This window comes from Lentzea sp. NPDC037011, from assembly GCF_055607425.1.
On record NZ_JBVJRT010000008.1, the window covers coordinates 163,321 to 185,599 of the forward strand.

At 68.6% G+C, this 22,279-nt stretch carries 33 protein-coding genes and 1 tRNA gene; 30 read left to right on the plus strand and 4 right to left on the minus strand.

The window, feature by feature from the left end; genetic code table 11:
• Positions 1-36 precede the first annotated feature (36 nt).
• The 26 genes from ACZ7CH_RS25520 (at position 37) to ACZ7CH_RS25645 (ending at position 16,071) form a co-directional block, all read left to right on the plus strand.
• Complete coding sequence (locus ACZ7CH_RS25520) at positions 37-708, plus strand: recombination directionality factor (RefSeq protein ID WP_470375078.1); 672 nt, start codon at positions 37-39, stop codon at positions 706-708.
• A 52-nt stretch (positions 709-760) separates the two neighbouring features.
• A tRNA-Phe gene (locus ACZ7CH_RS25525) sits at positions 761-829 on the plus strand.
• Positions 830-869: 40 nt separating this feature from the next.
• Positions 870-1,124, plus strand: coding sequence for a hypothetical protein (locus ACZ7CH_RS25530; protein WP_470375079.1), 255 nt, complete (start codon positions 870-872; stop codon positions 1,122-1,124).
• Positions 1,125-1,235: 111 nt separating this feature from the next.
• Positions 1,236-2,204, plus strand: a complete 969-nt coding sequence (locus ACZ7CH_RS25535; protein ID WP_470375080.1) for a DNA cytosine methyltransferase — start codon at positions 1,236-1,238, stop codon at positions 2,202-2,204.
• Between the two features lie 59 nt (positions 2,205-2,263).
• Positions 2,264-2,863 (plus strand): DNA cytosine methyltransferase, encoded by a 600-nt coding sequence (locus ACZ7CH_RS25540; RefSeq protein WP_470375081.1) that lies wholly within the window; start codon positions 2,264-2,266, stop codon positions 2,861-2,863.
• Positions 2,864-2,886: 23 nt separating this feature from the next.
• Positions 2,887-5,259 carry a phage/plasmid primase, P4 family gene (locus ACZ7CH_RS25545; RefSeq protein ID WP_470375082.1) on the plus strand — a complete coding sequence of 791 codons (2,373 nt, stop codon included), beginning with the start codon at positions 2,887-2,889 and terminating at the stop codon, positions 5,257-5,259.
• Between the two features lie 75 nt (positions 5,260-5,334).
• On the plus strand, positions 5,335-7,212 hold the full coding sequence (locus ACZ7CH_RS25550; RefSeq protein ID WP_470375083.1) for a DNA polymerase: 1,878 nt from the start codon (positions 5,335-5,337) through the stop codon (positions 7,210-7,212).
• 23 nt (positions 7,213-7,235) lie between these two features.
• A complete protein-coding gene (locus ACZ7CH_RS25555) occupies positions 7,236-7,562 on the plus strand; it encodes a hypothetical protein (protein ID WP_470375084.1) in 327 nt (108 codons plus the stop codon).
• Positions 7,559-8,272, plus strand: coding sequence for an HNH endonuclease (locus ACZ7CH_RS25560; RefSeq protein WP_470375085.1), 714 nt, complete (start codon positions 7,559-7,561; stop codon positions 8,270-8,272). The genes ACZ7CH_RS25555 and ACZ7CH_RS25560 overlap by 4 nt, the downstream gene beginning before the upstream one ends.
• Positions 8,256-8,723: an endonuclease VII domain-containing protein gene (locus ACZ7CH_RS25565; RefSeq protein ID WP_470375086.1), complete on the plus strand. Its 468-nt coding sequence runs from the start codon at positions 8,256-8,258 to the stop codon at positions 8,721-8,723. The genes ACZ7CH_RS25560 and ACZ7CH_RS25565 overlap by 17 nt, the downstream gene beginning before the upstream one ends.
• 12 nt (positions 8,724-8,735) lie before the next feature.
• Positions 8,736-9,029: a hypothetical protein gene (locus ACZ7CH_RS25570; protein WP_470375087.1), complete on the plus strand. Its 294-nt coding sequence runs from the start codon at positions 8,736-8,738 to the stop codon at positions 9,027-9,029.
• Between the two features lie 382 nt (positions 9,030-9,411).
• Positions 9,412-10,209: a sigma-70 family RNA polymerase sigma factor gene (locus ACZ7CH_RS25575; protein ID WP_470375088.1), complete on the plus strand. Its 798-nt coding sequence runs from the start codon at positions 9,412-9,414 to the stop codon at positions 10,207-10,209.
• Between the two features lie 44 nt (positions 10,210-10,253).
• Positions 10,254-10,787, plus strand: a complete 534-nt coding sequence (locus ACZ7CH_RS25580; protein WP_470375089.1) for a hypothetical protein — start codon at positions 10,254-10,256, stop codon at positions 10,785-10,787.
• A 2-nt stretch (positions 10,788-10,789) separates the two neighbouring features.
• Complete coding sequence (locus tag ACZ7CH_RS25585; RefSeq protein WP_470375090.1) at positions 10,790-11,182, plus strand: hypothetical protein; 393 nt, start codon at positions 10,790-10,792, stop codon at positions 11,180-11,182.
• A gap of 109 nt (positions 11,183-11,291) precedes the next feature.
• Positions 11,292-11,498, plus strand: coding sequence for a hypothetical protein (locus tag ACZ7CH_RS25590; protein WP_470375091.1), 207 nt, complete (start codon positions 11,292-11,294; stop codon positions 11,496-11,498).
• Positions 11,495-11,737, plus strand: a complete 243-nt coding sequence (locus ACZ7CH_RS25595) for a hypothetical protein (protein ID WP_470375092.1) — start codon at positions 11,495-11,497, stop codon at positions 11,735-11,737. The genes ACZ7CH_RS25590 and ACZ7CH_RS25595 overlap by 4 nt, the downstream gene beginning before the upstream one ends.
• Positions 11,737-12,183 (plus strand): hypothetical protein, encoded by a 447-nt coding sequence (locus ACZ7CH_RS25600; RefSeq protein WP_470375093.1) that lies wholly within the window; start codon positions 11,737-11,739, stop codon positions 12,181-12,183. Before ACZ7CH_RS25595 ends, ACZ7CH_RS25600 begins: the two co-directional genes overlap by 1 nt.
• A complete protein-coding gene (locus tag ACZ7CH_RS25605) occupies positions 12,180-12,377 on the plus strand; it encodes a hypothetical protein (RefSeq protein ID WP_470375094.1) in 198 nt (65 codons plus the stop codon). Before ACZ7CH_RS25600 ends, ACZ7CH_RS25605 begins: the two co-directional genes overlap by 4 nt.
• Before the next feature lie 6 nt (positions 12,378-12,383).
• Positions 12,384-12,749, plus strand: a complete 366-nt coding sequence (locus tag ACZ7CH_RS25610; RefSeq protein ID WP_470375095.1) for a hypothetical protein — start codon at positions 12,384-12,386, stop codon at positions 12,747-12,749.
• 163 nt (positions 12,750-12,912) lie between these two features.
• A complete protein-coding gene (locus ACZ7CH_RS25615) occupies positions 12,913-13,242 on the plus strand; it encodes a hypothetical protein (RefSeq protein ID WP_470375096.1) in 330 nt (109 codons plus the stop codon).
• 183 nt (positions 13,243-13,425) lie between these two features.
• Positions 13,426-13,899 (plus strand): hypothetical protein, encoded by a 474-nt coding sequence (locus ACZ7CH_RS25620; RefSeq protein WP_470375097.1) that lies wholly within the window; start codon positions 13,426-13,428, stop codon positions 13,897-13,899.
• A gap of 31 nt (positions 13,900-13,930) precedes the next feature.
• Complete coding sequence (locus tag ACZ7CH_RS25625) at positions 13,931-14,065, plus strand: hypothetical protein (protein ID WP_470375098.1); 135 nt, start codon at positions 13,931-13,933, stop codon at positions 14,063-14,065.
• Positions 14,066-14,145: 80 nt separating this feature from the next.
• Positions 14,146-14,838 (plus strand): hypothetical protein, encoded by a 693-nt coding sequence (locus ACZ7CH_RS25630; RefSeq protein ID WP_470375099.1) that lies wholly within the window; start codon positions 14,146-14,148, stop codon positions 14,836-14,838.
• Between the two features lie 10 nt (positions 14,839-14,848).
• A complete protein-coding gene (locus ACZ7CH_RS25635) occupies positions 14,849-15,046 on the plus strand; it encodes a hypothetical protein (RefSeq protein ID WP_470375100.1) in 198 nt (65 codons plus the stop codon).
• A 258-nt stretch (positions 15,047-15,304) separates the two neighbouring features.
• Positions 15,305-15,556, plus strand: coding sequence for a hypothetical protein (locus ACZ7CH_RS25640; RefSeq protein ID WP_470375101.1), 252 nt, complete (start codon positions 15,305-15,307; stop codon positions 15,554-15,556).
• Between the two features lie 167 nt (positions 15,557-15,723).
• Positions 15,724-16,071, plus strand: a complete 348-nt coding sequence (locus ACZ7CH_RS25645) for a DUF732 domain-containing protein (protein ID WP_470375102.1) — start codon at positions 15,724-15,726, stop codon at positions 16,069-16,071.
• 66 nt (positions 16,072-16,137) lie between these two features.
• On the opposite strand, the gene ACZ7CH_RS25650 is transcribed toward ACZ7CH_RS25645, so the two are convergent.
• Entirely contained in the window at positions 16,138-16,509 is a 372-nt protein-coding gene (locus ACZ7CH_RS25650) for a hypothetical protein (RefSeq protein WP_470375103.1), read from the minus strand.
• A complete protein-coding gene (locus ACZ7CH_RS25655; RefSeq protein WP_470375104.1) occupies positions 16,506-16,994 on the minus strand; it encodes a hypothetical protein in 489 nt (162 codons plus the stop codon). The genes ACZ7CH_RS25650 and ACZ7CH_RS25655 overlap by 4 nt, the downstream gene beginning before the upstream one ends.
• Positions 16,995-17,375: 381 nt before the next feature.
• On the opposite strand from ACZ7CH_RS25655, the gene ACZ7CH_RS25660 reads away from it, so the two are divergent.
• The 3 genes from ACZ7CH_RS25660 to ACZ7CH_RS25670 all read left to right on the plus strand — a co-directional run bounded on the left by ACZ7CH_RS25660 (position 17,376) and on the right by ACZ7CH_RS25670 (position 19,782).
• Positions 17,376-18,212, plus strand: a complete 837-nt coding sequence (locus ACZ7CH_RS25660; RefSeq protein ID WP_470375105.1) for a DUF5753 domain-containing protein — start codon at positions 17,376-17,378, stop codon at positions 18,210-18,212.
• 12 nt (positions 18,213-18,224) lie between these two features.
• A complete protein-coding gene (locus ACZ7CH_RS25665; RefSeq protein WP_470375106.1) occupies positions 18,225-18,443 on the plus strand; it encodes a DUF397 domain-containing protein in 219 nt (72 codons plus the stop codon).
• A gap of 130 nt (positions 18,444-18,573) precedes the next feature.
• A complete protein-coding gene (locus ACZ7CH_RS25670; RefSeq protein ID WP_470375107.1) occupies positions 18,574-19,782 on the plus strand; it encodes an MFS transporter in 1,209 nt (402 codons plus the stop codon).
• On the opposite strand, the gene ACZ7CH_RS25675 is transcribed toward ACZ7CH_RS25670, so the two are convergent.
• Positions 19,714-20,565, minus strand: a complete 852-nt coding sequence (locus ACZ7CH_RS25675; RefSeq protein ID WP_470375108.1) for an NAD(+)/NADH kinase — start codon at positions 20,563-20,565, stop codon at positions 19,714-19,716. The two genes, ACZ7CH_RS25670 and ACZ7CH_RS25675, sit on opposite strands and share 69 nt — an antisense overlap.
• Positions 20,562-21,509 carry an SPFH domain-containing protein gene (locus ACZ7CH_RS25680; RefSeq protein WP_470370192.1) on the minus strand — a complete coding sequence of 316 codons (948 nt, stop codon included), beginning with the start codon at positions 21,507-21,509 and terminating at the stop codon, positions 20,562-20,564. The genes ACZ7CH_RS25675 and ACZ7CH_RS25680 overlap by 4 nt, the downstream gene beginning before the upstream one ends.
• Positions 21,510-21,546: 37 nt before the next feature.
• Here ACZ7CH_RS25680 and ACZ7CH_RS25685 point away from each other — a divergent pair, with 37 nt between their 5' ends.
• On the plus strand, positions 21,547-22,236 hold the full coding sequence (locus tag ACZ7CH_RS25685; protein WP_360395260.1) for an NUDIX hydrolase: 690 nt from the start codon (positions 21,547-21,549) through the stop codon (positions 22,234-22,236).
• The last annotated feature ends 43 nt before the right edge of the window (positions 22,237-22,279 follow it).

A 22,279-nucleotide genomic window follows, 5' to 3' on the forward strand; every position in this document is an offset into this window, starting at 1 on the left:
GGAACTCAACGCACCACGTCTGAAAGGACACCCACCTTGGCTCTGCGCATCTTCGAAACCGACCCCGACAGCAAACCTCGCCCGAAGAACCCGTTCCTCAACGACCTCGTGGGCCGCTTCCGCGCGGGTGAGTTGCTCGGCCGGCGCCCCGTCTCCCTGTCGGAGTGGCGCGTCACGACCGACGATCAGGACGTTGCCGACCGGATCGCGGACCTGTTCGGCGGTGAACCCGCCGAGTGGAGCACGGAGAAGTCCGACAACATCGAGGTGAAGACCGACACCGCGCAGGTGGAGATCATCATCGAGAACGCGGACGCTCTCCAGACCCGCATGGCGCTCTACGGCAACGCCGGCCCGATCCACCTGTGCGACGGCATGTACTCGCTCGACGAGGAGGACAAGGGTCAGCCGTGCGGCTGCCCGCGTTCGTTGCAGGAGCGCAAGGAACGCGCCAAGGCGGGCAAGGGTCCCAAGCCGGACATCCGCCTCCGCTTCCGCCTCGCGCAGGATGAGGAGCTGGGCTACTTCCTGTTCTCCACCGGTTCCTGGTCGCTCGTGAACGACCTGCCGGAGATCGAGGACAAGCTCACCGCGGCGGACGGTCCGGTCCGGGCCTCGCTCGGAATCGAGCTGGTCGAGTACACGACCAAGGCGGGGCGCGACGTCTCGTACTACCGGTCGGTGATCAAGATCCTCGGCCCCGCCTAGCAACACCCCTTGAGCGCCCCGACTGTCCACCTCGGACGGTCGGGGCCTCTTCGCGTCCGTAGCTCAACAGGAGAGAGCCCCTACGAAATGGGAGACCTGGGTTCGAGTCCCGGCGGACGCACGCAATCACGGCACATGTCCCGAGAGGGGATGGATTCTCTATGACCACCAACACGACGACGCTGGAGCGCGTGCTCGCTGACGCCGACTCGCTCGGCTCCCGCTTCTACTGGTTCGAGCTGACGCCGGGTCTGTTCACGTACGCGGAGTCCTGGGAAGACGCGGCCGAGGTCGAGGGGCGTTCGGAGCACCCGATCCGCTCGTGCGTGAACTGGTCCTACGACTTCTTGTGCGCGCACGTCCCGAGTATCCACGACGTCACCGAGCAGTTCCCGCCCGCCGGGACCGAGTTCTGATGCGGCGAGCGCTGGTTGAGGTGGCCGTCACGGTCGCCGTGATCTTCGCCGCTGCGGCGGTGTTCCTCGTGTTCGCGATGTTGCTCGCCGTCTAGGGGAGGAGGCTCACTCATGAAGGACACCGTCACTGTTGGCTCGCTTTGCTCGGGATACGGCGGGCTCGACATGGCCGCGAACGCAGTGCTCGGCGGCACCACCGCGTGGTTCTCGGACATCGAGGACGCGGCTATCAAGGTGCACGCGCATCACTGGCCGGGACTCCCGAACCTGGGGGACATCAAGACTGTCGACTGGGCTGCGGTGCAGCCGGTCGACGTGCTCACGGCCGGCTACCCCTGTCAGCCGTTCTCGCTCGCCGGACAACGGAAGGGTACCGATGACCCGCGCCACCTCTGGCCCTTCGTCGCGAAGGCCATTCGCGCAGTACGACCCGGACTCGTCATCCTGGAGAACGTTCCAGGGCACCGGAGCAAGGGATTCGGCACCGTACTCGCGGACCTGGCCGCGATGGGGTATCGCGTCGCGTGGGGAAGCCCACGAGCTTCCGACATTGGCGCCCCCCACAAGCGCGAACGAGTCTTCATCGTTGCTGCCGACTCCCGACACGGGAGTGTCCCCGAATGGGCACGGGATCAGAGGCGGACGTTGGGGGAACGGACGGCAGAGCGGGTCGACGCTGTTCGCCGCGGCGAAGTACTTGGGGGAGTCTCGCTCTTGCCCACTCCCACCGCGCGCGACTGGCGGTCCGGCAGGTCCAACCTCGTAGGTACAAACTCGCGCCCGCTGAATGAGGTCGCAGTGATGGCCTCGCCGGATGACTGGCGCGAATTCGAGCCGGCCGTGCGTCATTGGGAGCGCATCCTCGGCAGGGCAGCACCACGCCCGACCGTGGCGGGACAGCGTGCGGCTCGCGTTCTGAACCCGGAGCTTCCCGAGTGGATGATGGGCCTCGACGAGGGCCACGTAACCGGGATCAACGGTCTGACGCGTACGGACATGCTGAAGCTCACGGGAAACGGAGTGGTGCCGCAGCAGGCTGCGTATGCGATCCGAGTCCTCTGCGAGGTGCTCTCGCGATGACCACGAGACAGGGCGCACCTCGTTTGCTGGACCTCTTCTGCTGTCAAGGTGGAGCCGGCATGGGTTACCGTGCCGCCGGGTTTGAGGTGGTCGGTGTCGACATCGACCCGCAACCGCGATACCCGTTCGAGTTCCACCAGAGCGACGCGGTTGCCTTCCTCCGCGACCACGGGCACGAGTTCGACGCGATCCACGCATCACCGCCGTGTCAAGCCTTCACGCTCGCGCAGCGAATTCAGGGCAACGAGCACCCGGACCTGGTCGAGCCGATTCGGGAGCTGCTGCTCGAACTCGGTAAGCCCTGGGTCATCGAGAACGTGCCGGGTGCGCCGCTCAACAATCCGGTGTTGTTGTGTGGGGCAATGTTCGGTCTCCACACCTACAGGCATCGGCTGTTCGAGCTGGGAGACGTGACGGTCACTGCACCGCCGCACCCCGAGCACACGACGCCGACAACCAAGATGGGACGCCGTCCCAAGCCCGGTGAGTTCATGCACGTAGTCGGGAACTTCAGCGGCGTTGCGCAGGCACGTGAGGTCATGGGGATGCCGTGGGCTTCGCGGGACGGGTTGCGCGAAGCGATCCCGCCCGCCTACTCCGAGTTCATCGGGTCGGCACTCATGGCCGCAGTCGACGCCAACCGGGAACGCGCGGCGTAGCGCCGAGCGGAAAGGAGGTACCCGTGCACATTGATCAGCTCTTGGGCAAGCTCGGCACCGGCGTAGTGCTTGACGAGTCCGGCGGCGTGCTCGTCTCTTGCCCCGCACACGGGGACGGCCGCCCGTCGCTGTTCGTCTCGCTCAAGGCGGACGGCCGCGCGCTGCTGTTCTGCCGCGCCGGGTGCTCCACGCGAGACGTGCTGGGCGCGGCCGAGCTGAGCGAGGCGGACCTCTTCGGCGTCACCGGCGAGCCGACGCTCAGCGCCGCACCACCTCAGCCGCTCGACGTGGCTGCAATCGGCGCGCTCGGGCGGTACGTGGCGCTCGCTGCCGCGCGGTTCGCCGGCTCGCCCGCGGCGGAGTACGCGCTGCGTCGGTTCGGCATCACGGCGGACATGGCCGCGGCTCTCCGGCTCGGGTTCGATGACGGGACGATCGATGTCAAGCCCGCGAAGGACTTCCGGTCGGAGAGCTTCGCGGCGTACCCACGGCTGATTGTCCCGTTCCTCGACTGGGACGGCGTCCCTCGCGGGTTGCAGGGTCGCGACCTCTCCGGCGAGTGTCCGGGTAGGTGGCTCAACCTCAAGAGCCCCAACGGCGCTCAATGGGACGCAACGGGCGTGTTCGCGTTGCCGGACAGCTACAGCACGGTGGTTGTCGCGGAGGGGCCGAGCGACGGGCTGACGTCCGTGGCGACCGGCTACCGGACGGCGTTCATCCGCGGAGCTGGCACGGCGCGGGCCGAGCGTGCAGCGCGGGAGCTGATGGCCGGAGCGGACGGCGGGGACATCGTGCTCGCCGGGGACGACGACCGAGCTGGCCGGGAGTTCAACGCCGCACTCGGCGCGAACCTGACCGCGCTCGGGCTGCACCCCCGCGTGATGCGCGTCGCCGCGAACGACATCACGGCATGGCGCGAGGCGGACCCGGCCGAGTTCGCCCGTGTCTACCACGCGGCCGTGTCCGACGCGGAACCGTGGCAGCCCGCGAAGGTCGCCGTCCAAGGAGGGTTCGAGCGCAAGGAGGTGAAGCCCATGCAGGGGACTGACATCGAGAACGCCCGGAAGGCGTTGGAGATCGTCGGCTCGGACACCGCGCACGTGGACGGCGTCGGCTTCCTCACGTGGAACGGCCGTGTGTGGGCGCAGATGAGCGCGACGCGGGAACGCGCGATCGGGCACACCGTTGCGGACGCGATGGTTGCGCAGCTCAAGGTGGTTGCGGACGAACACGGCGTTGAGTCCAAGGCGTACGAGGCCGCGCTCAAGAACACGCGTCGGCTTCACATGGACTCGGGCATCCGCGCCACGCTCGACCACCTGCGCACGATCACCGCGCGGGAGGTGTGGGAGTTCGACGCGCGCCACCACCTGTTGACCGTCCGAAACGGGACGATCGACCTGCGCACGGGCAGGCTCCGCGAGCACCGGCGGGACGACATGCTGACGCGGTTCGTGGACCTCGACTACGAGCCGGCCGCCAAGGCTCCGCGGTGGGAGGCGTTCCTCTCCGAGGTGTTCCCGGATGACCCCGAGATGCCCGCATTCATCCGGCGCCTCATCGGCTACGGCATCACGGGTGAGACGCGCGAGCACGTGTTCGCCCTGATGTACGGGCACGGGAGCAACGGCAAGTCCGTGTTGCTGAACACGCTCTCCGAGGTGTTCCGCGGTATCACGGGGCACGTCAGCCAAGCAGCGATTGCGTACCAACGCAATTTCGATCCGGGCGCGGCCAACCCGGCGCTTGCGGCACTGCGCGGGCTGCGGCTCGCGATGCTCTCCGAGCTGTCGGACGGGCTCCGGCTGAACGAGGCGCTGCTCAAGCAGTTGACCGCAGGCGACCCGGTGACCGCGCGGGAGCTGTACAAGGGGCAATTCACTTTCACCCCAACGGCTCTCATGCTCATGGCCACGAATTACAAGCCGGACGTCAGGGGCCAAGATGATGGTTTCTGGCGTCGGACGAGGCTGATCCCGTTCGCCCGCGAGTTCAGTGGCAAGGAGAAGGACCCGCGGCTTCCCGGCAAGCTCCTCGCGGAGGCGCCCGGAATCCTCGCGTGGGCGGTGCGCGGTGCGGTCGAGTGGTACGAGCACGGGCTCAGCGAGCCGGCTTCCATGCAGGCCGCGGTGAACGAGTACCGGCGCAGCTCGGACGTGCTGGACGGTTTCCTGCCCGGTGCGCTCGTTCGCGACCCGGCCGGCTCGATCCTGCTCAAGGAGGCGTTCAACCTCTTCCTGGACTGGCGCGACCTCGAACAGGTCCAGCAGGTCATGAGGTGGGGACCGCGGGACTTCCAACGCAACATGGAGTCCCGCAAGGTCACGGCCGCGCGCACGAACAAGGGTAAGGAACTCCGGGGCGTTCGCCGCGCCACCGCTGAGGAGCTGAGCTAGCCACACCGCAACACGAGCCCCCACCCACACCGGGTGGGGGCCTTTCGTGCTGCTCCAACGAAGGGAGGTGAGCACGTGCGCGTACAGACTCACCGCGTCGCCGGTGAAGAGGTGCGGATCTACTACGTTGAGACCCGCGAGGATCTCGAAGCGTTCCGTAGGTGGGTCCAGCGGAACCGGGCGAGCGTCATCGCGTACGACACAGAGACGACGGGGCTCGACTTCGCGGGCTCTAACTTCCGCGTGCGGCTCGCACAGCTCGGCAACGAGTACGAGGCATGGGTGATCCCGGTCGACTCGATCGGCGTACCGCTCGAACTCGCTGCGCTCGGCCGGCTGATGGTCGCGTGGGCTCTCGGCTTCCTGCCGCGAATCACGATCCACAATGCGACGTTCGACGCGATCGTGTCCGTTCTGCACTTCGCTGACTTGGAGCTTGACCTCGAAGCGCTCTGGGCCAAGATCACGGACACGTCCATCCTCGTGCACCTCAACGACCCGCGCGGCCCCGAGGACGGCGGGGCAGGTCTCCGGCTCAAGGAGAACTCACGTCGGCACGTCTGCCCGGACGCGGTCGACACGGCGGACGGGCTGACGGTCGAGTTCCGCCGGCTCGGGTTCACCAAGGAGACCGGTTGGGCGTTGATCCCGATCGACAACCCGGTTTACACGCTGTACGCCGGACTTGACGTGATCTACGGCGCCCGCCTGTACCGCGTGATGTGGGCACTGGTCGAGTCCCGCGGGTTCGCGAGGCTCTGCGAGTTCGAGCACGCCGTTTCCCTGGTATGCGCCAAGATGGAACGCCGGGGCATGAAGGTGGACCCCGAGTACCTGACGAACCTCCGCGAGGATCTGCTCCGCGACGCGGAGAAGTGGAGCGACGTCGCCAAGCAGTTCGGCGTCCGGTCGGTCAACGCGCCGGCTCAGGTGTCCGGCGCGCTGGTCGGTATGGGCGAGGTACTTACCGAGACGACCGACGCGGGAAACCTCAAGGTCGACAAAGAGATCCTGATGGTGTTCGCGGACCTCAACCGCGACTGGGAACGCATCGGCGCCCGCGACCCGAACCCGTTGGCGGACGCCGTGCTGCGCGCGAAGCGCTCGGGAAAGTGGGCCACCTCGTACGCCGGGGCGATGCTCGACCTCCGCGACCCGGACGACCGGATTCACGCGTCGATCGCGTCCCTCAAGGCGCGTACCGCTCGCATGTCGATCAGCCGTCCTGCGTTGCAACAGCTCCCGTCCAAGGAGTGGCGCATCCGGCGCGGCATGGTCGCCGACTACCCGGACTGGGTCACGGGCTCGGTCGACTACCAGGCCGTGGAGATGCGCGTCATTGCCGCGCTCTCGGGTGACCCCGTCATGATCCAAGCCATTTTGGACGGTGAAGACCTTCACGCGTTCACGGCAAGGCTCGTGTACGGCGACGGCTTCACGCAGAAGCAGCGCGACCTGATGAAAGGGGTGGGTTTCGGAAAGTTGTTCGGCGGCGGCCCCGACACGTTGTCGCGCCAGACGGGCGCACCGCTCGCTCAGGTCAAGGGCGCGATCCGCGAGTACGACCGGGTCTATCGCGGCATCAAGCGGTACTCGCGCCGGCTGGTCGAGCGCGCCGAGTACGGGCGCAAGGAGGTCGTCACCCCGGCCGGTCGCGTGATCCCGCTCGACCGCAAACGGCTCTACGCCGCGGTGAACTACATCGTCCAGAGCACCGCGCGGGACATCTTGGCGGAGGCGCTGCTCCGGCTCGACGAGGCGGGGCTCACGGAGTACATGCGGCTCCCCGTACATGACGAGGTGGTGTTCTGCGCTCCGCGGGACATCGCTCACGAGGTGGGCCGCTCGATCGCAGAACACATGGCGCTCCCGGACTTCATGGGGGTGCCGATCGCGACGGATCTTGAAGTCGGTCAGTGGTCGTGGGGTTCGCTCTACGGCGCTGCCGCGTGACGAGGAAGGACGGAGGTAGAGGCGTGGGACTCAAGGATCGGATGCACCGAGTAGCGATGGTCGCACTCGCCGCCGGAGTCGAACCGGTGGACATCGCGGAGGCGCTTGCTATCCCGCTGAACACGGTACTCCAGTGGCGCGAGCTTGCGCGGATCGACCGGCAGGGCGTGTACCGCGTGGTCGACACGACGACGCGTAGGGCCGCGTCCCGCGAGATCACGGAGTACCGCACGACCGCGTATGCGACCGCCGACCGGCTCAACCAGCGCACGGCCGAGTTCAGCCCCGCGTCCACCGCGAGGTACGCGGCACAGCGCGGATACGTCGTGTGGGGGGAGGTGGTCGAGTGACCCCCAAGGCTCGACGGCGGTACACCCCGCCCTGCGCCCGGTGCGGCACCACGGACGGCGTGCGGGTCATCCTGACCACGTACCCGAACAAGGTGGCGCTGTGCCGGGTGCACCAGGTCGAGTTCTACAAGGGCAAGCGGCGGGCCGAGTGCGCCGCGATGCTCAAGGTCTACGAGGACGTTGACCGGTGCATCCGGCGTGCGCGAGCGCACTACATGGTGTTGCGATTCGTCGTTCTCGTGGGCGGCTTCACGAGCCTGCGAGGTGATGTGGCAGGCGCAGCGCACGCGCTGATCGGCGCGCTGGAAGCGCGGAGCGTGCGGTACTTCGCGGAGTTCGAGGACCAGGCCTACCGGGTGTTCCCGAGCTACCGCGACCGGCAGCGTGCCCGCGGGCACAAGGTCCGAGCAGAGGAACGCGGAGCACACGCACTGCCTGTGGACGTGCCGTACCTCCGGCGCCTCTACGGCGACCGGTGCGTGTACTGCGCTGCGAAGTCCGAGCACATCGACCACCTGTGGCCGCTCAAGGACGGCGGGGATGACGCCCCGTGGAACCTCGCGCCGGCCTGCGCGGGCTGCAACCTGAGCAAGGGCGGTAAGTCGCTCGCCGAGTGGCTGCCGGGTCACCTGGAGTCGCTCTCGGAGGAGCAGCTCCACGCGGTGTGGGTGTTGTGGCTGAAGTGGAGCCCCGTTGAAGACGTGCCGTAAGTGCGGCACGGAGCGGGCGCTCGCCGAGTTCAACGCGGACAAGTCGCGTTCGGACGGGCTGCACCCGTACTGCAAGCCGTGTCGCCAAGCGATCCACGCGGCGAACCGGGAGCTGGCGCTCGTCCGGATGCGACTCCGCGACCTCGCGAACCGGGACGCCGACCGGGACCGCCGGTACCAGACGAGGTACGGCATCACCGCGGCCGACGTGGATGCGATGCGGAAGCAACAGGGCTACCGCTGTGCCATCTGCGGCAGGCACGAGGACCAGCTTCCGCGCGGGCTTTTCGTTGACCACGACCACGTGAGCGGCCTCGTCCGTGCGCTGCTGTGCCCCGCGTGCAACACGGGCATCGGTCACTTCGGCGACTGCCCCGAGACGCTCCGGGCCGCCATCGCCTACCTGCAAATGGCTGACGAGCTTGCCGCCGTCGCCGCTGACGAACAGTGAGGACACACCACCATGAGCAACCAGAGCTTCACCCACCTCGCCGCGCAGCTCCGTGCCGCTGCCGCGTTCTTCGACAAGTGGGCGATCATCGCGGACGAGGTCGACAACCAGCCCCCGCGCAACGTGCAGCAGGAAGTCGTCAAGGGCGTCTCGCGTCCGGTTGAGGCGGTCGTTCTTGCGCGTGAGGAGCAGGGCATCACGTCCGCGTTGAACACCGCGCGGTCACAGGCGCGAGTCGCGATCATCCGCACGTGGTCCGCGATCGACAACGTGAAGACCGCCGAGCGGCGGTTCTCGGGACGTTAGTCCCTGTTTTAATCGTGACATGCATCACACTGCCGTATCTAACGGTAGTTCACCCGTTTGCCGTACTTGACCCTTCAACTACGTAACCAAACGTGTTAGTCCACGCGGGGCAGACCAGCGCAAACGCCGCGATAGGAACTGGACACGTATCTGTTACATGTTTGACAGCGCAGCATGTCTGAGCCCGTGTTTTCCAAACGGTCAAGGATTGTTTGCGTTGAGTTCCTGTCGTACGGTCCCGCTACCTTGAACGCCAAGCGTGCTGAACGTGGGGGAGTGAAGCTCAGCCATGAAGACCAACATCGTTACGCCGGAAGCGCACACCGACACTCTGAGTGACGTAGTCCGAAAGGGCGTGCCGGCGTCCGCCGCACTCCCGAAGATGCTCAAGGCGCTCTCGACCAACACCGTCGCTGCCGCGGCGTACGACGACCCGCGCTCGGTCGACGAGCTGCTCGACGCGGTTGCCGCGGGCGACCGTGCCGCAGAGGAACCGCTCTACGTCCGGGTGGCCGCAGACCTCGACGCGGTGGCCGCGCGCTCGGTCGGGTCCTCCGCAATGGACCGTGAAGACCTTCACCAGGTCGCCGCCGAACGGCTCCTTGTCGACGCCCGTGCGGGCCGGGTGGGCAACGGCTCCGGCCGGAGCGCCGGGACCTACCTCGGTCGCGTGATCCGCGAGCACCTGCTCAACGTGGCGAGTACGCAGACCCCCGGCAAGCCGACTGACACTGGCCGCGTGACGCAGAAGCTCCGCGAGGGGCTGCGCAAGACGGCCGATGAGGACGGGCAGTACAACCTGATCGCAGCCGCGGCGTACCTCCGCAAGCACTACGGCTGGACGCTCTCCACGTTCTGGGAGGTCCACGGCCTGATGTTCGCGGGGACGGCTGACCTGTACTCGCGGGCCGACGAGGAGCGCCCCGTCTCGGAGGTCGTGGCGGACGACGCCACGGAGGACCGGCTCGCGCAGTTCGAGGCGCGGGAGACCGTCCGCTCCTTGATGCGCTCGACGGCCCTCACGGCGCAGGAGCGGGACGTTCTCACCCTCCTGTTCGGACTCGACGGTCCGATCCTCACGGAGGACCAGGCGGCGACGGTGCTCGGCGTGAGCCAGCCGACCGTCAACCGCGTGAAGCGTAGGGCACTCGACAACCTGCGCCCGCTGGTTGCGGACTAGCCCGCGCCTGTTTTCCCTTGATCAACAAGCGAGAGGAACTCAACGTGAACGTCTACACCTGCGCACTGAACCCCACTGACCACGCCGGTATCTCGCAGCACGGGGAGAACGTCCTCCTGGTCGTCCGCGAGGCCGCGGAGGACAAGCACGCCGAGCTGCTGCTCACGAGAGCAGACGCACGCCGCATCGCGGAGTCCGTCGTCGCGCTCGCCAACGGTGGTGACGAGGAGGTCTCCACCGGCCCCGTGTGGGTCAAGCCCTCCGCGGACTTCGAGGGTGAGGGGGCCGTGCTCCTCAGCGCGGACGTCACCGGCGGAGACGACTTCCGGTCGATCGTCCTCTCCCCGGATGCCGCACGCGAGTTCGCCTCCGCGCTCTACGCCTGTGTGTCGGACGCGGAGATGTACGCCATGCGCGACCGCCACGACGCCCGTCAGCCGGCCGAGGAGGAGGAGCGCACGGCACGCATGACCACGGCGGCTCTCGCGCTCACCCTCGCGTGGAAGGCGACCGGGGAGCAGCCGGTTGACGTCGTGGCCGCGGCCGAGTGGCTCCACTCCAACGGCGGTGCCGCGTGAGCGTGGAACTACAAGCGGCGCTGGACGCAGTGCACCGCGCCGTGTACGAGGAGAACGCGCGAGGTGGCGAAGCTCGTGATGCCGTGCGGCAGATTGGGCAGCTCCTCGGGGCGTGGCCTAAGGCGGGCGGCCCGGTTCCCGGCGGAAGCGTCTGGAGCCGCGAGAACATGCGCCGCGTGGTCGACGCCGTGCGGGCGCTGGTCGAGGAGCGCGACCGTCCCAAGTGGGCGCCGGGTGACCCGGTCGAAATCACGTGGCCCATCCACGAGTGGCGCACGGGTCGCGTCGAGGCGGTCGACGCGGTGACCGAGCGCGCGCACATCGTGGTCGGGGAGGGCATGACGGTCACGCGGCCGTTCGCCGAGATGCGGACCCCGATGGGGGTGCGGAGGTGATCACGATCGTGCGCATGTGCGGCGGCCCGTGCTGGGCGCTCCCGCTGGTCCGCCGCGTCCCTCGCGGGTTCGTCGTGGACGTGCTCGGGCTCGGGGTCTGGTGGTCGCGATGAGTCGGCGCATCGGCGGTCAGTGGCTCACCACGACGCACCGCTGTGACCGCCCGTCCGCGCAGGTGGTCGAGGGGCTCGGGCACGGCCCCGGCTCCCGCTGGAAGTGCCACGAGTGCGGGGCCGTTCACCGCGTCGTGGACGTTGGTGTCGAGGTGTTCGCGCACGGCGCGGAAACCGTCGTGCGATGGGAGGTTGAGGGATGAGCGGCTACGCGAGGCAGTACAAGGGAGACGTCCTCTACCGCGGAGTGGTCGAGTGGCTGAACGACGACGGCACCGTGAGGCACACGGCCTACTACGGCCCGTACGACACACCAGGTAAGGCGCAAGCGCGCGTGACGGGCTCGTTCCGCTACGCCGCTGGACCGATGCGCGGATGGGTCGAGGGTGCCCGTCCGGTGTGGGAGCGGATCGACACGGCGAAGCGGGGAGGTACCTCCTAATGGCCTGGGTCAACATCATCCACGACTGCAAGACGCCGAACGCTCGCGAGGTCGAGGCCGCAGAGGCGCAGGTTGGCTCCACGTGGGCGTGCGACAAGGAAGGGTGCGGCTCGCACTGGCGGCTCCGGCAGAAGCGGGAGAACGGCCGCGGGCTGTCCGCGCCGAAGTGGGAGCGGTACGACGCGAAGCGGGTCGAGATGGACCGGGCGCTCATCGCCCGTGCGTTCGACCTGCCGGAGGAGCTGCTCGGCGCGACCCGCGTTCCGCGGCAGTGGGTGCGGGACGACCCTCAGCCGGACGACACCCCCTGCGTGCGCGACGCGCAGGGGGACGTGTGGACGTACCGGCCGGATTCCGGCGACTGGGTCACACCGAGGGTCGTACCGGCCGTCTGGGACTACCTCGTCAGGCGATGGGGGCCACTCACGGAGGTGATCGACGGATGACCTCCGCATCCTCCCGCCGTGACCTCGTGACGCTCCACGTCACCAGCCCGTGTGAGCACGGGAAGCACCACGAGATCAAGGAACTCCACGAGGGTGCCGAGTTCAGCACCTTCCGCTGCACCACCGCGAAGGGCGTCCCGCGCTACCACAAGGTGACGCTCGCGAAGTACCCGAACACCGTGACGAGGAGGTGATCCACAGTGGACACGAACGGTCGGAAGACGTGCGGGATCGTCTGGCACGACAGCAGCGCCACACCCCACGTGTGCACGCAGCTCACGCACGGCCACCACCCCGAGGTGCATTGGTGCCGGTGCTCCTCGTGGTTCGAGTACCCGGCGTGGTGCCGGTACACGCACGTTGTCGTGGGCCGGAACTACAGCCACGTCCGGGACGCGGTCCGCGGCCTTCGCGGCATCCCGGCGCGGCAGATCATCACGGCCACGTGGGACGCCGTTGACCGCCGGTTCCGCGGTCTCCAGCTCCCGCGCTCGGTCCGCCTGGTCGGGATCAGCCCCGAGGACCCCGAGATCGCATGGGCGTTCATCCGGGCGGGTGCCGCGTGAGCCGCCTGGTCCGCGTCCTAAAGGGCAAGAGCGGTTGGTACTGGACGTGCCGCCGGTGCCGCAGGGCGTCGGAAGGGACGTTCACCGCGCAGCCCGCGGCGTTCGCGGAGGCGTTGCAGCACAACGAGGTTCACACCACGTTCGGACTGGGAGGGGTAGCGGCATGACGGAGCCGATCGAGGCCGAGATCGAGTACGCGTACCGGCCGGTGCGCCGGCCGAAGGGCGCGAGCGACGACGCGTGGGAGGTGATCACCACCAACCGCGCCGGTGGGCGCGCGTACCTCACACCCGGCGGGGCGCGTGCAGTCTGCACGCGGCAGAGGCGCGAAGACGAGTGGACCGCGCTCCACGCCCGGTCCTACCTCCACCGGTACCGGGAGGGGATGAGCGCGGAGTACCAGATGCACTACGAGCGCTGCGCCGCGACCGAGTTCGAGTACAAGATCCAGCGCAGGCCGCTCGGGGTCTGGGAAGAGATGCCCGAGAGCTAGCACGCTCACCACGCAGTACGGCCCGGTCGCTCCAGTTCACCGCGGAGTGACCGGGCCTACTTGCGTGAGGAACTCAACGCATTACGGTCAAGTAACGATGGGTTCCTACCGCTACGTGCGTGAGGAACTCAACGCTTAGTGTGGACCACGCACCGAACGGAACGCGCAAGGGAGATGGGCAGCATGGTCACGAACACCCGGTACAAGATCACCGTCACCCCCAAGGGCGGTAAGCCGGCGACGCAGGTTGTCGACGGCCGCGAGGCGCTCCGTGACGCGCTGATCCGCGCGGGCATCCGTGTGACCGGCTCCATGATCGCGCAGGCGAACCGCGAACCCGTCATGGAGGTCTCGCACAGCGTCGGCTCGTACGGCACCCGCGCCCGGTTCGTCGCGCTCGGCCTGTCGATCCGCGGGCACGGCGGTACCCGGTCCCAGATCCTGACCCGCGTCGCTCGCCGCGTGAAGCCGATCGAGACGCCCGCCGAGTTCCGCCACACCGCGGACGGCTCGACCACCTACACCGCGTTGGACGGCTCCGAGCGTCGCGCGTCGTTCTGGGCCGCGGGTCCGCTGAACGGCTCCGTGTGGGCCGTGGACGTCGCCGAGCGTCGGTACGTGCTCCTCAACGCGGGCCGCCGCGAGATCAAGCTCTGACACCCCTACCGACTTGAAAGGAGGCTCCACCGTGTTCAAGGCCGTTGCCCGCTTGCTCTTCTACGTCGTCGTCCCGGCGGTGGTCCTCGTGTACGTCCTGTCCGCCGTGCTGCCGCTCGTGGCGCCCGTCCTCGCGCAGTACGCGCCGATCGTGGGTGCGCAGTGAACCAGAGCGACACCCTGACGCAGCTTGAGGCGGACCGGAAGGCGGTTCTGCCTTGGCTCTGGACCGCGACCGTCGCCGTGATGCTGGCCTCCCTGATCAGCGGTACCAGCCTCATGGTCGCCCTCGGCTCGACCGCGGGCGTGGCGCTGCTGTTCCCACTGTCCACGGACGTGGGCCTGATCGCGTCCCTCCGTGGTGGCGGCAAGCTCGCGCACCACGGCCTCCGCACGCGGGCGACGGCAGTCCTGCGGTGGACGTCGTTTGCGTTCTGCCTCGCGCTCAACACCGGTGAGCCGATCATGCACGGCCAGTACGTGGCCGCCGGGTTTCACGCGATCATGCCCGTGCTGATGATGGTGCTCGCCGCGTTCGAGGACGCGTACAACTCCCTCATCGCGGCAGAGATGCTCCGGTTGCAGCGCGCCGAGCAGGAGCAGCGCGACGCGGAGCGCAGGCGCCGAGAGACCGAGCGCGCCACGCGTGAGCCGGTGGCGGGGACGAACTACATGGTTCAGTCGCTGCGCGCTGCGGAGATCATGAACGCGCCCGAGAAGCGCAAGCCCGTGCCCGCCAAGGCCAAGCGTGCCCCACGTCGCCCTGACGAGGAGCTGCTCCCGATCGTCAAGGCGCTCGTCCAGAACTCGCCCAAGCCGGTCACGCGCCGGGACGTCGAGAAGGCGTGCGGCGTTGGCCCCGACCGTGCCGGCCGTCTGCTCAAGGCCGTGACCGCACCGACCACGACGGACGCGACCGCCGCGACCGCCTACCTGTGAGGAGCCTGCCGTGACCGTGACCGTCATCCTTGAGCCCGAAGGGTTCGACACGTTCGCCGTTCGCACCGCCGCAACCGGGAAGCTCCTCGGGTTCATCGGGTGGGCCGCGGTGCACAAGCGCTGGCACGCGTTCGACAAGGCGGGGACGTTCCTCGACGCGGAGACCTCGCGGAGCCGCGCGGCCGAACTGGTCGGGAGCCACGCGTGAAGCCGGCGTGCCGGTACCGGCTGGGCGAGGGTGAGGACGAGCACGGCACGACGCGGTGGCGGTGGCTTTGCGGTTGCGGATCGCGCGGGCGCTGGACCTACCAGTCCCCGGACTGCGCCGAATACGCATGGCGCGACCACGTCGCACGTGCGAAAGGAACTCAACGTATTTCAGTTCGGTAACGACCGGCAGGCTGGACTATGTGCGTGAGGAACTCAACGCTTATGGTGGTGTCACAACGCGAGAGAGGAACTCGAAATGACCACCACCGCCAGCGCGCAGCCCGTTCGGATCAGCGTCCGCGACCTCCGCGAAACCGACGTCATCGTGATGAACCCGGCAGCGCGACCGGTGTTCGAGATCCGCGAAGAGCAACTTCAGATCACGCGCCAGAAGTACGGCATCACGTACACCGCGCTTGAGGTCGTGGACGGCGAGCCGAACGGGCGCATCCGCCGCGCGGACCTCTACACGAACACCGTGTGGGTGGAGCGGGTGGCGGCCGAGTGAGCTACCCTTGAGCTAGTCGTGAGGACGGACGCAAAGCCGGTCCCTTGCGACACGAGAGCCCGTCACCCTTGTGGTGGCGGGCTTTTCGTGTTTCTGGAGCCGTGTAACGCCGCCCCCGCGTGGAGCGATCCCACGAAAGGAACTTGTCGTAGAGGGGGACTGGACTCTTGCGCTCCACCATTACCGCCGTACTGCTCGCCGCCGTGCTCGCCGGTTGCAGCTCGGCGCCCGCACCGGCCCCGACCGGCTCGACGTCCGGGCCGTCACCGGAAGCTCGGGCCGCGTTCGTCGACGCGCTGAACGCGATCAACCCCGCGATCGTGGACGGCAAGGAGGACCGGGCCGTGAGCCGCGGACGCGACCAGTGTTCGAGCATCGCGGAGAGCCCGAACGACCGGGCGAAGCTTGTCGCGCTCGCCGAGAAGCGGTTCACGTCCGCGGACCACCCGGACGGGTTCGGCCCTGAGACGGCCGGCCGGATCGTGGACGCGGCGAAGCAGCACCTGTGCCCGTGACGGTGACGTAGACACACGAGAGCCCCACCGGGAGATCCTTCCCGGTGGGGCTCTTTCTGTTTGCGGTCAGCGGATGGCTTGGTCCAGCTTGAACGCGGCGGCTATCGCGTCGTCTGCTCGGCGGCGTACCGCGTCGGTGAGGCCACGCTCCCGTGCGCCGGCGATCAGTTCGGGTGACCGGTGCTCGACCACCCACCGCGCGCACTCGATGATGCCGGGCCGCGTGAGCCGGACGCGCACGCTCCGCGGGTACACGCGCTGCGGGATCTTGACCAGGTGGTAGCTCAGGTGCAGCAGGCTGATCGCGCGATACACGGCCTTGCGGTTGACCCGGAGCCGCTCCCGTATCTCCGCAGGCGACCATAAGCGCGTCGGCTCCGACAGCAGAAGCGTCACGACCGCGAACCGGGACGCCGACACGGCGTACTGCGCGCTCATCGTGGCTTCCGTGAGCCGTGGTGGTAGATGTGTGCTGCGTCTTCCGCCGTGTACTGCACCGGCGGCTGGTCCGGGTAGACCACGACGGGGTGCCCGAACTTCGCCACGCGACCCGGCCACACCTCGCACATCGGAGGTGGCGCGAACGGCGCTCGCGGGGCGTCGGCGTGGTCGGGGTGCGGCAGCGTGAGCACCGCCTCGATCGTCCGGTCGAGCGCGCCGGAGTACGTCCAGAACACCACGCTCGGCATGAACGGGTCCTCGACCGTATCTGCTGCGGTGCGGTACGCGAACGACTCGTCCGCGCCGGGACCGTAAATCTGCACCACGTCCACCACGGGGCCGCGCCTGATCAGCGCCGCGATAGCCCGCGGCTGCTCCTTGGTCGGCAAGAAGTACCGCGTCCACCTGCGGTATCGCAACTCGCTCAGCCAGTCGTCGAGGGTCAGTTGCGCGCGAGGCTTGGGCGGTGTTTCGCCGCTCATAGCGGGCTGCGCAGCACGCGCGTCTGCCATCCGGCGTACCAACGTCGACACCGCGTCTGCGTGCTCGGCACTGCCGCACCATTCGTGAGCCACAACTCGGGACCTCCTCACCGGGGATGGGCCAGCGAGGAGGGCGGCGTGAAGGAGAGCCGGCGCGGAGTGGAGTGGAACCTACCGCTGCCGCGCCGTCGCCGACCCTGCCTCGCTGGCTGCGTACCCCGGTGGCCTGACTAGGATCACCGACCTGCCAGGGTCGCTCTCTGAGAATAAAACAGAGTTGCAAACAGCGGAGTGCGCAAACGGGTGAATGTTTGCAACTCAAATAAGCCTCGCTGAGTGGGCGGGGCTGCGCCGACGGCGAGGTACGGCAGACTTCCGCGTATGCAGACTGACGACCTCGACCCGGTAACCGCGCGCTTGCTGTTCGGCGGGCAGGCTGCCGACCTCCGCATAGCGGCAGGGATCGGCCAGTCCGTAGCAGCCGGCGAGATCGACGCGTACGCGGGGATGCTCTCCAAGATCGAGAACGGCGAGATCGGCCCCGCTGCGTCCGTCGTCGAGTGGATGATCGAGCGCTATCGGCCTACTGCCGCTCAGGCAGCCGAGCTGCACGAGCTTGCCCTTGTGGCTCGCCGCAGGAGCCCATCAACCGCGGTCGGCGGCAGCTCGCGGAAGTACGTCGCGCTGGAGCGCCGCGCAGACAAGCTCTACATGGCGTTCAACGAGATCCCCGGCGTCTTGCAGACCGTTGCGTTCGCAGAGGCGGCCCTCGACCGCCCGCTCACCGTCGCCAAGGCGGACATCCCGGCTCTTGCACGCGAGCGCCACGAACGCGACCTCGCAGTCATCCGCGAGGGCGGCCCGGAGGTGCGCGTTGTACTTGGCGAAGCCGCAATCATGACCGAGGTCGGCGGCAGGGACGTGCTCCGCGATCAGTTGGTGTACCTGCGTGACCGCGTCCGGGAGGTACCTAACCTCTCACTGCGCATCGTGCGGTTCTCGGCCGGCGCCGTACCCGCGCTGAGCTGTCCGTTCACCCTGCTGTACCGCGGCCAGACAATCCGCCTGGTCTACGTGGCCTCACTGACCCGCACGGACTACATCAAGGCCATTGAGCCGTACGAGGCCGAGTTCGAACAGGCGTGGCGGCTCGCGGAGACCGAGGACGAGTCGTTAGCGATACTGGAGGGCAGGATCACCGACCTCACGACTGATTAGGAGTGCACAGCGATGAGCGAGACTGCTACCGGGCCTTCCAGGCTGCGGTGGCGCAAGAGCAGCCGCTCCAACGGCGGACAGGACGCGCAGTGCGTCGAAGCGGCCCACTCTGGGGCCGCCGGCGCTGTTCGGGACAGCAAGAACCCCTCGGGGGACGTCTTGTGGTTCTCGGCCTCCGCGTTCGGCGCGTTCGTGGCCGCGGCAGCTCGTAACGAGTGGGACGAGCGCTAAGCGTCACCGTAGCGGGGCATCCTGGGAAACCGGGGTGCCCCCGTTCGCGCGTTTCCGCTGCTCACGGCGGTATGCGCAGGGCGGCACGTCACATAGGTAATCCGGGTAGATCGAGCTGTACGACTTCCTCTTGTACGGCACGGCTTCCGCGCTCGTGTTCGACAAGATCTTCTTCCCGCAGTTCGACCCGCGCATCGGCGTGCTGCTCGCCTTCGCCACGTTCGGCGCGGGCTTCCTCGCCCGGCCGCTGGGCGGCGCGGTGATCGGGCACCTCGGTGACCGCGTCGGGCGACGCTCGATGCTCGTGGTCACCCTCTCGGTGACAGGACTGTCGACGGCGTTGATCGGGCTGTTGCCGACCTACGCGCAGGTGGGCATTCTCGCGCCGTTGCTGCTCGTGCTGCTGCGGCTCGTGCAGGGCTTCTTCATGGGCGGTGAACAGGGCGGCGCGTCGCTGATGGCGGTCGAACACGCGCCGCCGGGCCGGTGGGGCTGGTACGGCAGCTGGGTGTTCATCGGGTCGCCTGCGGGTGTGCTGCTGGCGAACCTCGCGATGTACGCGTCGTCGAAGGCGTCCGGGACGGCGTTTCTGGAGTGGGGCTGGCGGTTGCCGTTCCTGTTCTCGGTCGTGCTGGTCGGGATCGGCCTGTACATCCGGCTGCGGGTGGCGGAGAGCCCGCGGTTCGAGCGCGCGGAGAAGTCGCGGCTGCCGATCGCCGAGGTGCTGCGGACGCGGTGGCGGGTCGTGCTGCTGGGCGCGGGCGTCAACCTGGGCTTCACGATCTTCATCTACCTGCTGAGCGTGTTCATGATCGGCTACGGCCGCACGGCGCTGAAGATCACGGCGGACGACCTGCTGGTGGCGACCGTGATCGGGTCGCTCGCGCAGGTGGTCGCGGTGCCGGCGTTCGCGCTGCTGTCGGACCGGATCGGCCGGCTGCCGGTGATGTTCGGCGGCGCGGTCTTCCAGGCCGCGTTCGCGTTCCCGCTGTTCTGGCTCACGGACGCGGGCTGGTTCACCTTCGCGATGGTGCTCGGGTTCATCGGCTCGGCGGCGTTGTTCGGCCCGTCGGCCGCCTACTTCGCCGAGCTGTTCCACACCCGCGTGCGCTACAGCGGTGTGGCGTTGAGCTTCCAGCTCGGTGCCGTGCTGGGCGGTGGTCTCGCGCCGCTGGTCGCGCAGTCGTTGCTGCGCACCGGGACCTGGGCGATCTCGCTCTACCTGGTCGCGGGCGCGGTGCTGTCCGGGGTGTGCCTGCTGGTGATCGGCTCAGCGCACGAGGCGGAGCCGGCGGGCGGCGAGACCGACGGAAAGCCGCTGGCCCCAGCCGAGGCGTAGCGCGTCGCTCTCGATGCCGTCGCCGAACGCCACCAGCCCGTCGGACTCGACGTCGACGTGCAGCGGCCCGTCGGTGATCTCGCCCTCGGTGTGCTCGACACCGGTGCCCGGCGACGGCCACGCCTTGCGCACGAACCACACGAGCCTGCGTTCGGTGGGGGTGGGGAGGGTGAGGGTGCTCCCGCGTTCGCGGTGGGCGGAGGAGCACCAGCCCGTGGCACCGGTGCCGCTGCCGACGAGGATGCCCGACGAGGCCTGACGTTCGCCGTGCACGCGGTAGCGGCTGGTCTGGTGGCCCGGGTGGCCGACGTAGACCTCGTTGAGCGCCAACAGGACCTGGCCGTCGTCCGACCGCGCCTCGACCATCGTGCGGTCCTCGGTGTTCCCGGTGCCGCGCAGGAGCTCCGCGGCGTCCTTCGGGGCGTGCGTGGCGAGCACGCCCCTGTCGGGGTTGATGCCGATCACGGGCTGGCCGTCGAGGTACTTCGCGACGTTCGCGACCAGCCCGTCCTGCCCGACGATGACGACTACGTCCTCGGGCGCGAACAGGAACCGCGACAGGTCTTCCCTCTCGACCACGCCGCGGCGCCAGTCCAGCGGGATCGCGGCGCCGACCTCTCCCAGCGCCCGCCGGGTCTGCTGGTCACGATCCACCACCTCGTCCAGGGTTCGGTTGCGGGACTTCAGGAAGAACTCGACCTGGCCCCGTGTGCCGTGTCGTGCCAGCAACTCTGTCAGCTCGGTGCGCCGGTGCACCACCACAATTCGGGGAGCGAGGCTCATCGCGCGAGCCGCTGCAGGATCGGCTGGACCAGGTCGGGGGTGAGGGTGATGCTGCCGATCTCGGGCAGGTTGCCGGCCAACTCCTTGGCGGCCAACGCGAACAGCGTCTCCTGCGGCACGTCGCGGTAGGCCTCCAGCCGCGCCTTCTCACCGGCGGCCTCCGCCTCGGCGAGCTTGCGGATGCCCTCGGCCTTGACGTCGTCGGCGATCCGGGCGGCCCGCGCGTTGTCCTCCGCCTTCTTCAGCGCGTTGGCACCGCGCTGCACGACGAGCAGCTCCTCCCGCTTCGCGAGCTCGATCTGGTTCTGCAGCTCGTTCTCGCTGATCGCGCGCTCGCGCTCGACGGCCACCGCACGGCGCTGGTAGGTCGCCTTGTCCGCCTCCTGCTGCACCTGCTCGCGGACGGTGGTCTGCAGCGCCTTCTCCATGTCCGCGTCCGGCCGGATCGCCACGACGCGCACGTCGATGACCTCCAGGCCGATGTGGGCGGCGGTCAGGTTGGCGGCCACGGCCTGCTTGACGCGCTCCACGCCGGTGCGGATCGCGGTCTGCAGGTCGAGCGTGCCGAGGATCTTCAGCGCGTGCTGCTGGGTGCTCTCGGTGAGGGTGTTCGCGATCTGGCTCAACGGGTCCTGCCGCCAGGTGCCGGTGTCCGGGTCGATCGAGAAGTCGATGCGCGCGGTCGCCGTCTCCGGGTCGGTGCAGCGGTACGTGACGGTCAGCTGCACGGTCACGTCCTGGTAGTCCTGCGTGCGGGCGTGGAAGAGCATCGGCAGCTCGCGGTCGTCGACCGGGACCTCGCTCAGCACGGCGGTCCTGGGCCGGAACCAGAAGCTCAGCCCGGTGCCGTCGTGGACCAGCTCGCCGTTGCGGACGTGTCTGATGTGGACCGTCGGGGTGCCGCGCAGGTGGCGGAGTCCGGGGTAGCGGCTGATGTCGGCCATGGGTTCGTCTCCTTGTCGTCAATCTGACGATAACCCTATGCTCGCTGTCGTGTACACGCCAAGTGATTTCCCTCCCTTCGCCGTCACGGTCGACCTGGTGGTGCTGACCGTGCGGTCGGACGCGCTGTGCGCCCTGCTGGTGCGGCGGGGAGAGGCGCCGTTCCGGGGGCGGTGGGCGTTGCCGGGCGGGTTCGTGCGCGTGGCGGAGTCGGTGGACGCGGCGGCCGCGCGGGAGCTGCGGGAGGAGACCGGGGTGTCCGGGCTGCACCTGGAGCAGCTCGCGACCTACGGGGAACCCCGGCGAGATCCGCGGATGCGGGTGGTGTCCGTCGCCTACCTGGCACTCGCACCGGACCTGCCGGTGCCCGTCGCGGGAACGGACGCCGCCGCCGCGTCCTGGGTGCCGGTGGCGGAGGTGTCGTCGCTGGCGTTCGACCACGCGCGGATCTTGGGCGACGGGGTGGAACGGGCGCGGGCCAAGCTGGAGTACACGCCGCTGGGGACCGCGTTCTGCCCGGCCGAGTTCACGGTCGCCGAGCTGCGGCGGGTGTACGAGATCGTGTGGGGGGTGACGTTGGACCCGCGGAACTTCCACCGGAAGGTGACCGGGGTCCAGGGGATGCTGGAGGCGACGGGGGAGAGCACCGGGCGGGACGGGGGGCGGCCTGCGGCGTTGTTCCGGCGTGGGGTGGCGGAGGTGTTGTACCCGCCGTTGGTGCGGGGGTGAGCCGCGTCTTCGGCCGGGGGAACGGCTCGGCCTCCGCCCCCGG

What these genes read in the sequence shown, in the direction of transcription:
- ACZ7CH_RS25530 (WP_470375079.1), top strand. Translation starts at nt 870, where the DNA reads ATGACCACCAACACGACGACGCTGGAGCGCGTGCTCGCTGACGCCGAC.
- ACZ7CH_RS25535 (WP_470375080.1), top strand. Translation starts at nt 1,236, where the DNA reads ATGAAGGACACCGTCACTGTTGGCTCGCTTTGCTCGGGATACGGCGGG.
- ACZ7CH_RS25540 (WP_470375081.1), top strand. Translation starts at nt 2,264, where the DNA reads ATGGGTTACCGTGCCGCCGGGTTTGAGGTGGTCGGTGTCGACATCGAC.
- ACZ7CH_RS25570 (WP_470375087.1), top strand. Translation starts at nt 8,736, where the DNA reads ATGAGCAACCAGAGCTTCACCCACCTCGCCGCGCAGCTCCGTGCCGCT.
- ACZ7CH_RS25575 (WP_470375088.1), top strand. Translation starts at nt 9,412, where the DNA reads ATGCTCAAGGCGCTCTCGACCAACACCGTCGCTGCCGCGGCGTACGAC.
- ACZ7CH_RS25590 (WP_470375091.1), top strand. Translation starts at nt 11,292, where the DNA reads ATGAGTCGGCGCATCGGCGGTCAGTGGCTCACCACGACGCACCGCTGT.
- ACZ7CH_RS25595 (WP_470375092.1), top strand. Translation starts at nt 11,495, where the DNA reads ATGAGCGGCTACGCGAGGCAGTACAAGGGAGACGTCCTCTACCGCGGA.
- ACZ7CH_RS25600 (WP_470375093.1), top strand. Translation starts at nt 11,737, where the DNA reads ATGGCCTGGGTCAACATCATCCACGACTGCAAGACGCCGAACGCTCGC.
- ACZ7CH_RS25605 (WP_470375094.1), top strand. Translation starts at nt 12,180, where the DNA reads ATGACCTCCGCATCCTCCCGCCGTGACCTCGTGACGCTCCACGTCACC.
- ACZ7CH_RS25615 (WP_470375096.1), top strand. Translation starts at nt 12,913, where the DNA reads ATGACGGAGCCGATCGAGGCCGAGATCGAGTACGCGTACCGGCCGGTG.
- ACZ7CH_RS25620 (WP_470375097.1), top strand. Translation starts at nt 13,426, where the DNA reads ATGGTCACGAACACCCGGTACAAGATCACCGTCACCCCCAAGGGCGGT.
- ACZ7CH_RS25630 (WP_470375099.1), top strand. Translation starts at nt 14,146, where the DNA reads ATGCTGGCCTCCCTGATCAGCGGTACCAGCCTCATGGTCGCCCTCGGC.
- ACZ7CH_RS25640 (WP_470375101.1), top strand. Translation starts at nt 15,305, where the DNA reads ATGACCACCACCGCCAGCGCGCAGCCCGTTCGGATCAGCGTCCGCGAC.
- ACZ7CH_RS25650 (WP_470375103.1), bottom strand. Translation starts at nt 16,509, where the DNA reads ATGAGCGCGCAGTACGCCGTGTCGGCGTCCCGGTTCGCGGTCGTGACG.
- ACZ7CH_RS25655 (WP_470375104.1), bottom strand. Translation starts at nt 16,994, where the DNA reads ATGAGCGGCGAAACACCGCCCAAGCCTCGCGCGCAACTGACCCTCGAC.
- ACZ7CH_RS25660 (WP_470375105.1), top strand. Translation starts at nt 17,376, where the DNA reads ATGCAGACTGACGACCTCGACCCGGTAACCGCGCGCTTGCTGTTCGGC.
- ACZ7CH_RS25665 (WP_470375106.1), top strand. Translation starts at nt 18,225, where the DNA reads ATGAGCGAGACTGCTACCGGGCCTTCCAGGCTGCGGTGGCGCAAGAGC.
- ACZ7CH_RS25675 (WP_470375108.1), bottom strand. Translation starts at nt 20,565, where the DNA reads ATGAGCCTCGCTCCCCGAATTGTGGTGGTGCACCGGCGCACCGAGCTG.
- ACZ7CH_RS25680 (WP_470370192.1), bottom strand. Translation starts at nt 21,509, where the DNA reads ATGGCCGACATCAGCCGCTACCCCGGACTCCGCCACCTGCGCGGCACC.
- ACZ7CH_RS25685 (WP_360395260.1), top strand. Translation starts at nt 21,547, where the DNA reads ATGCTCGCTGTCGTGTACACGCCAAGTGATTTCCCTCCCTTCGCCGTC.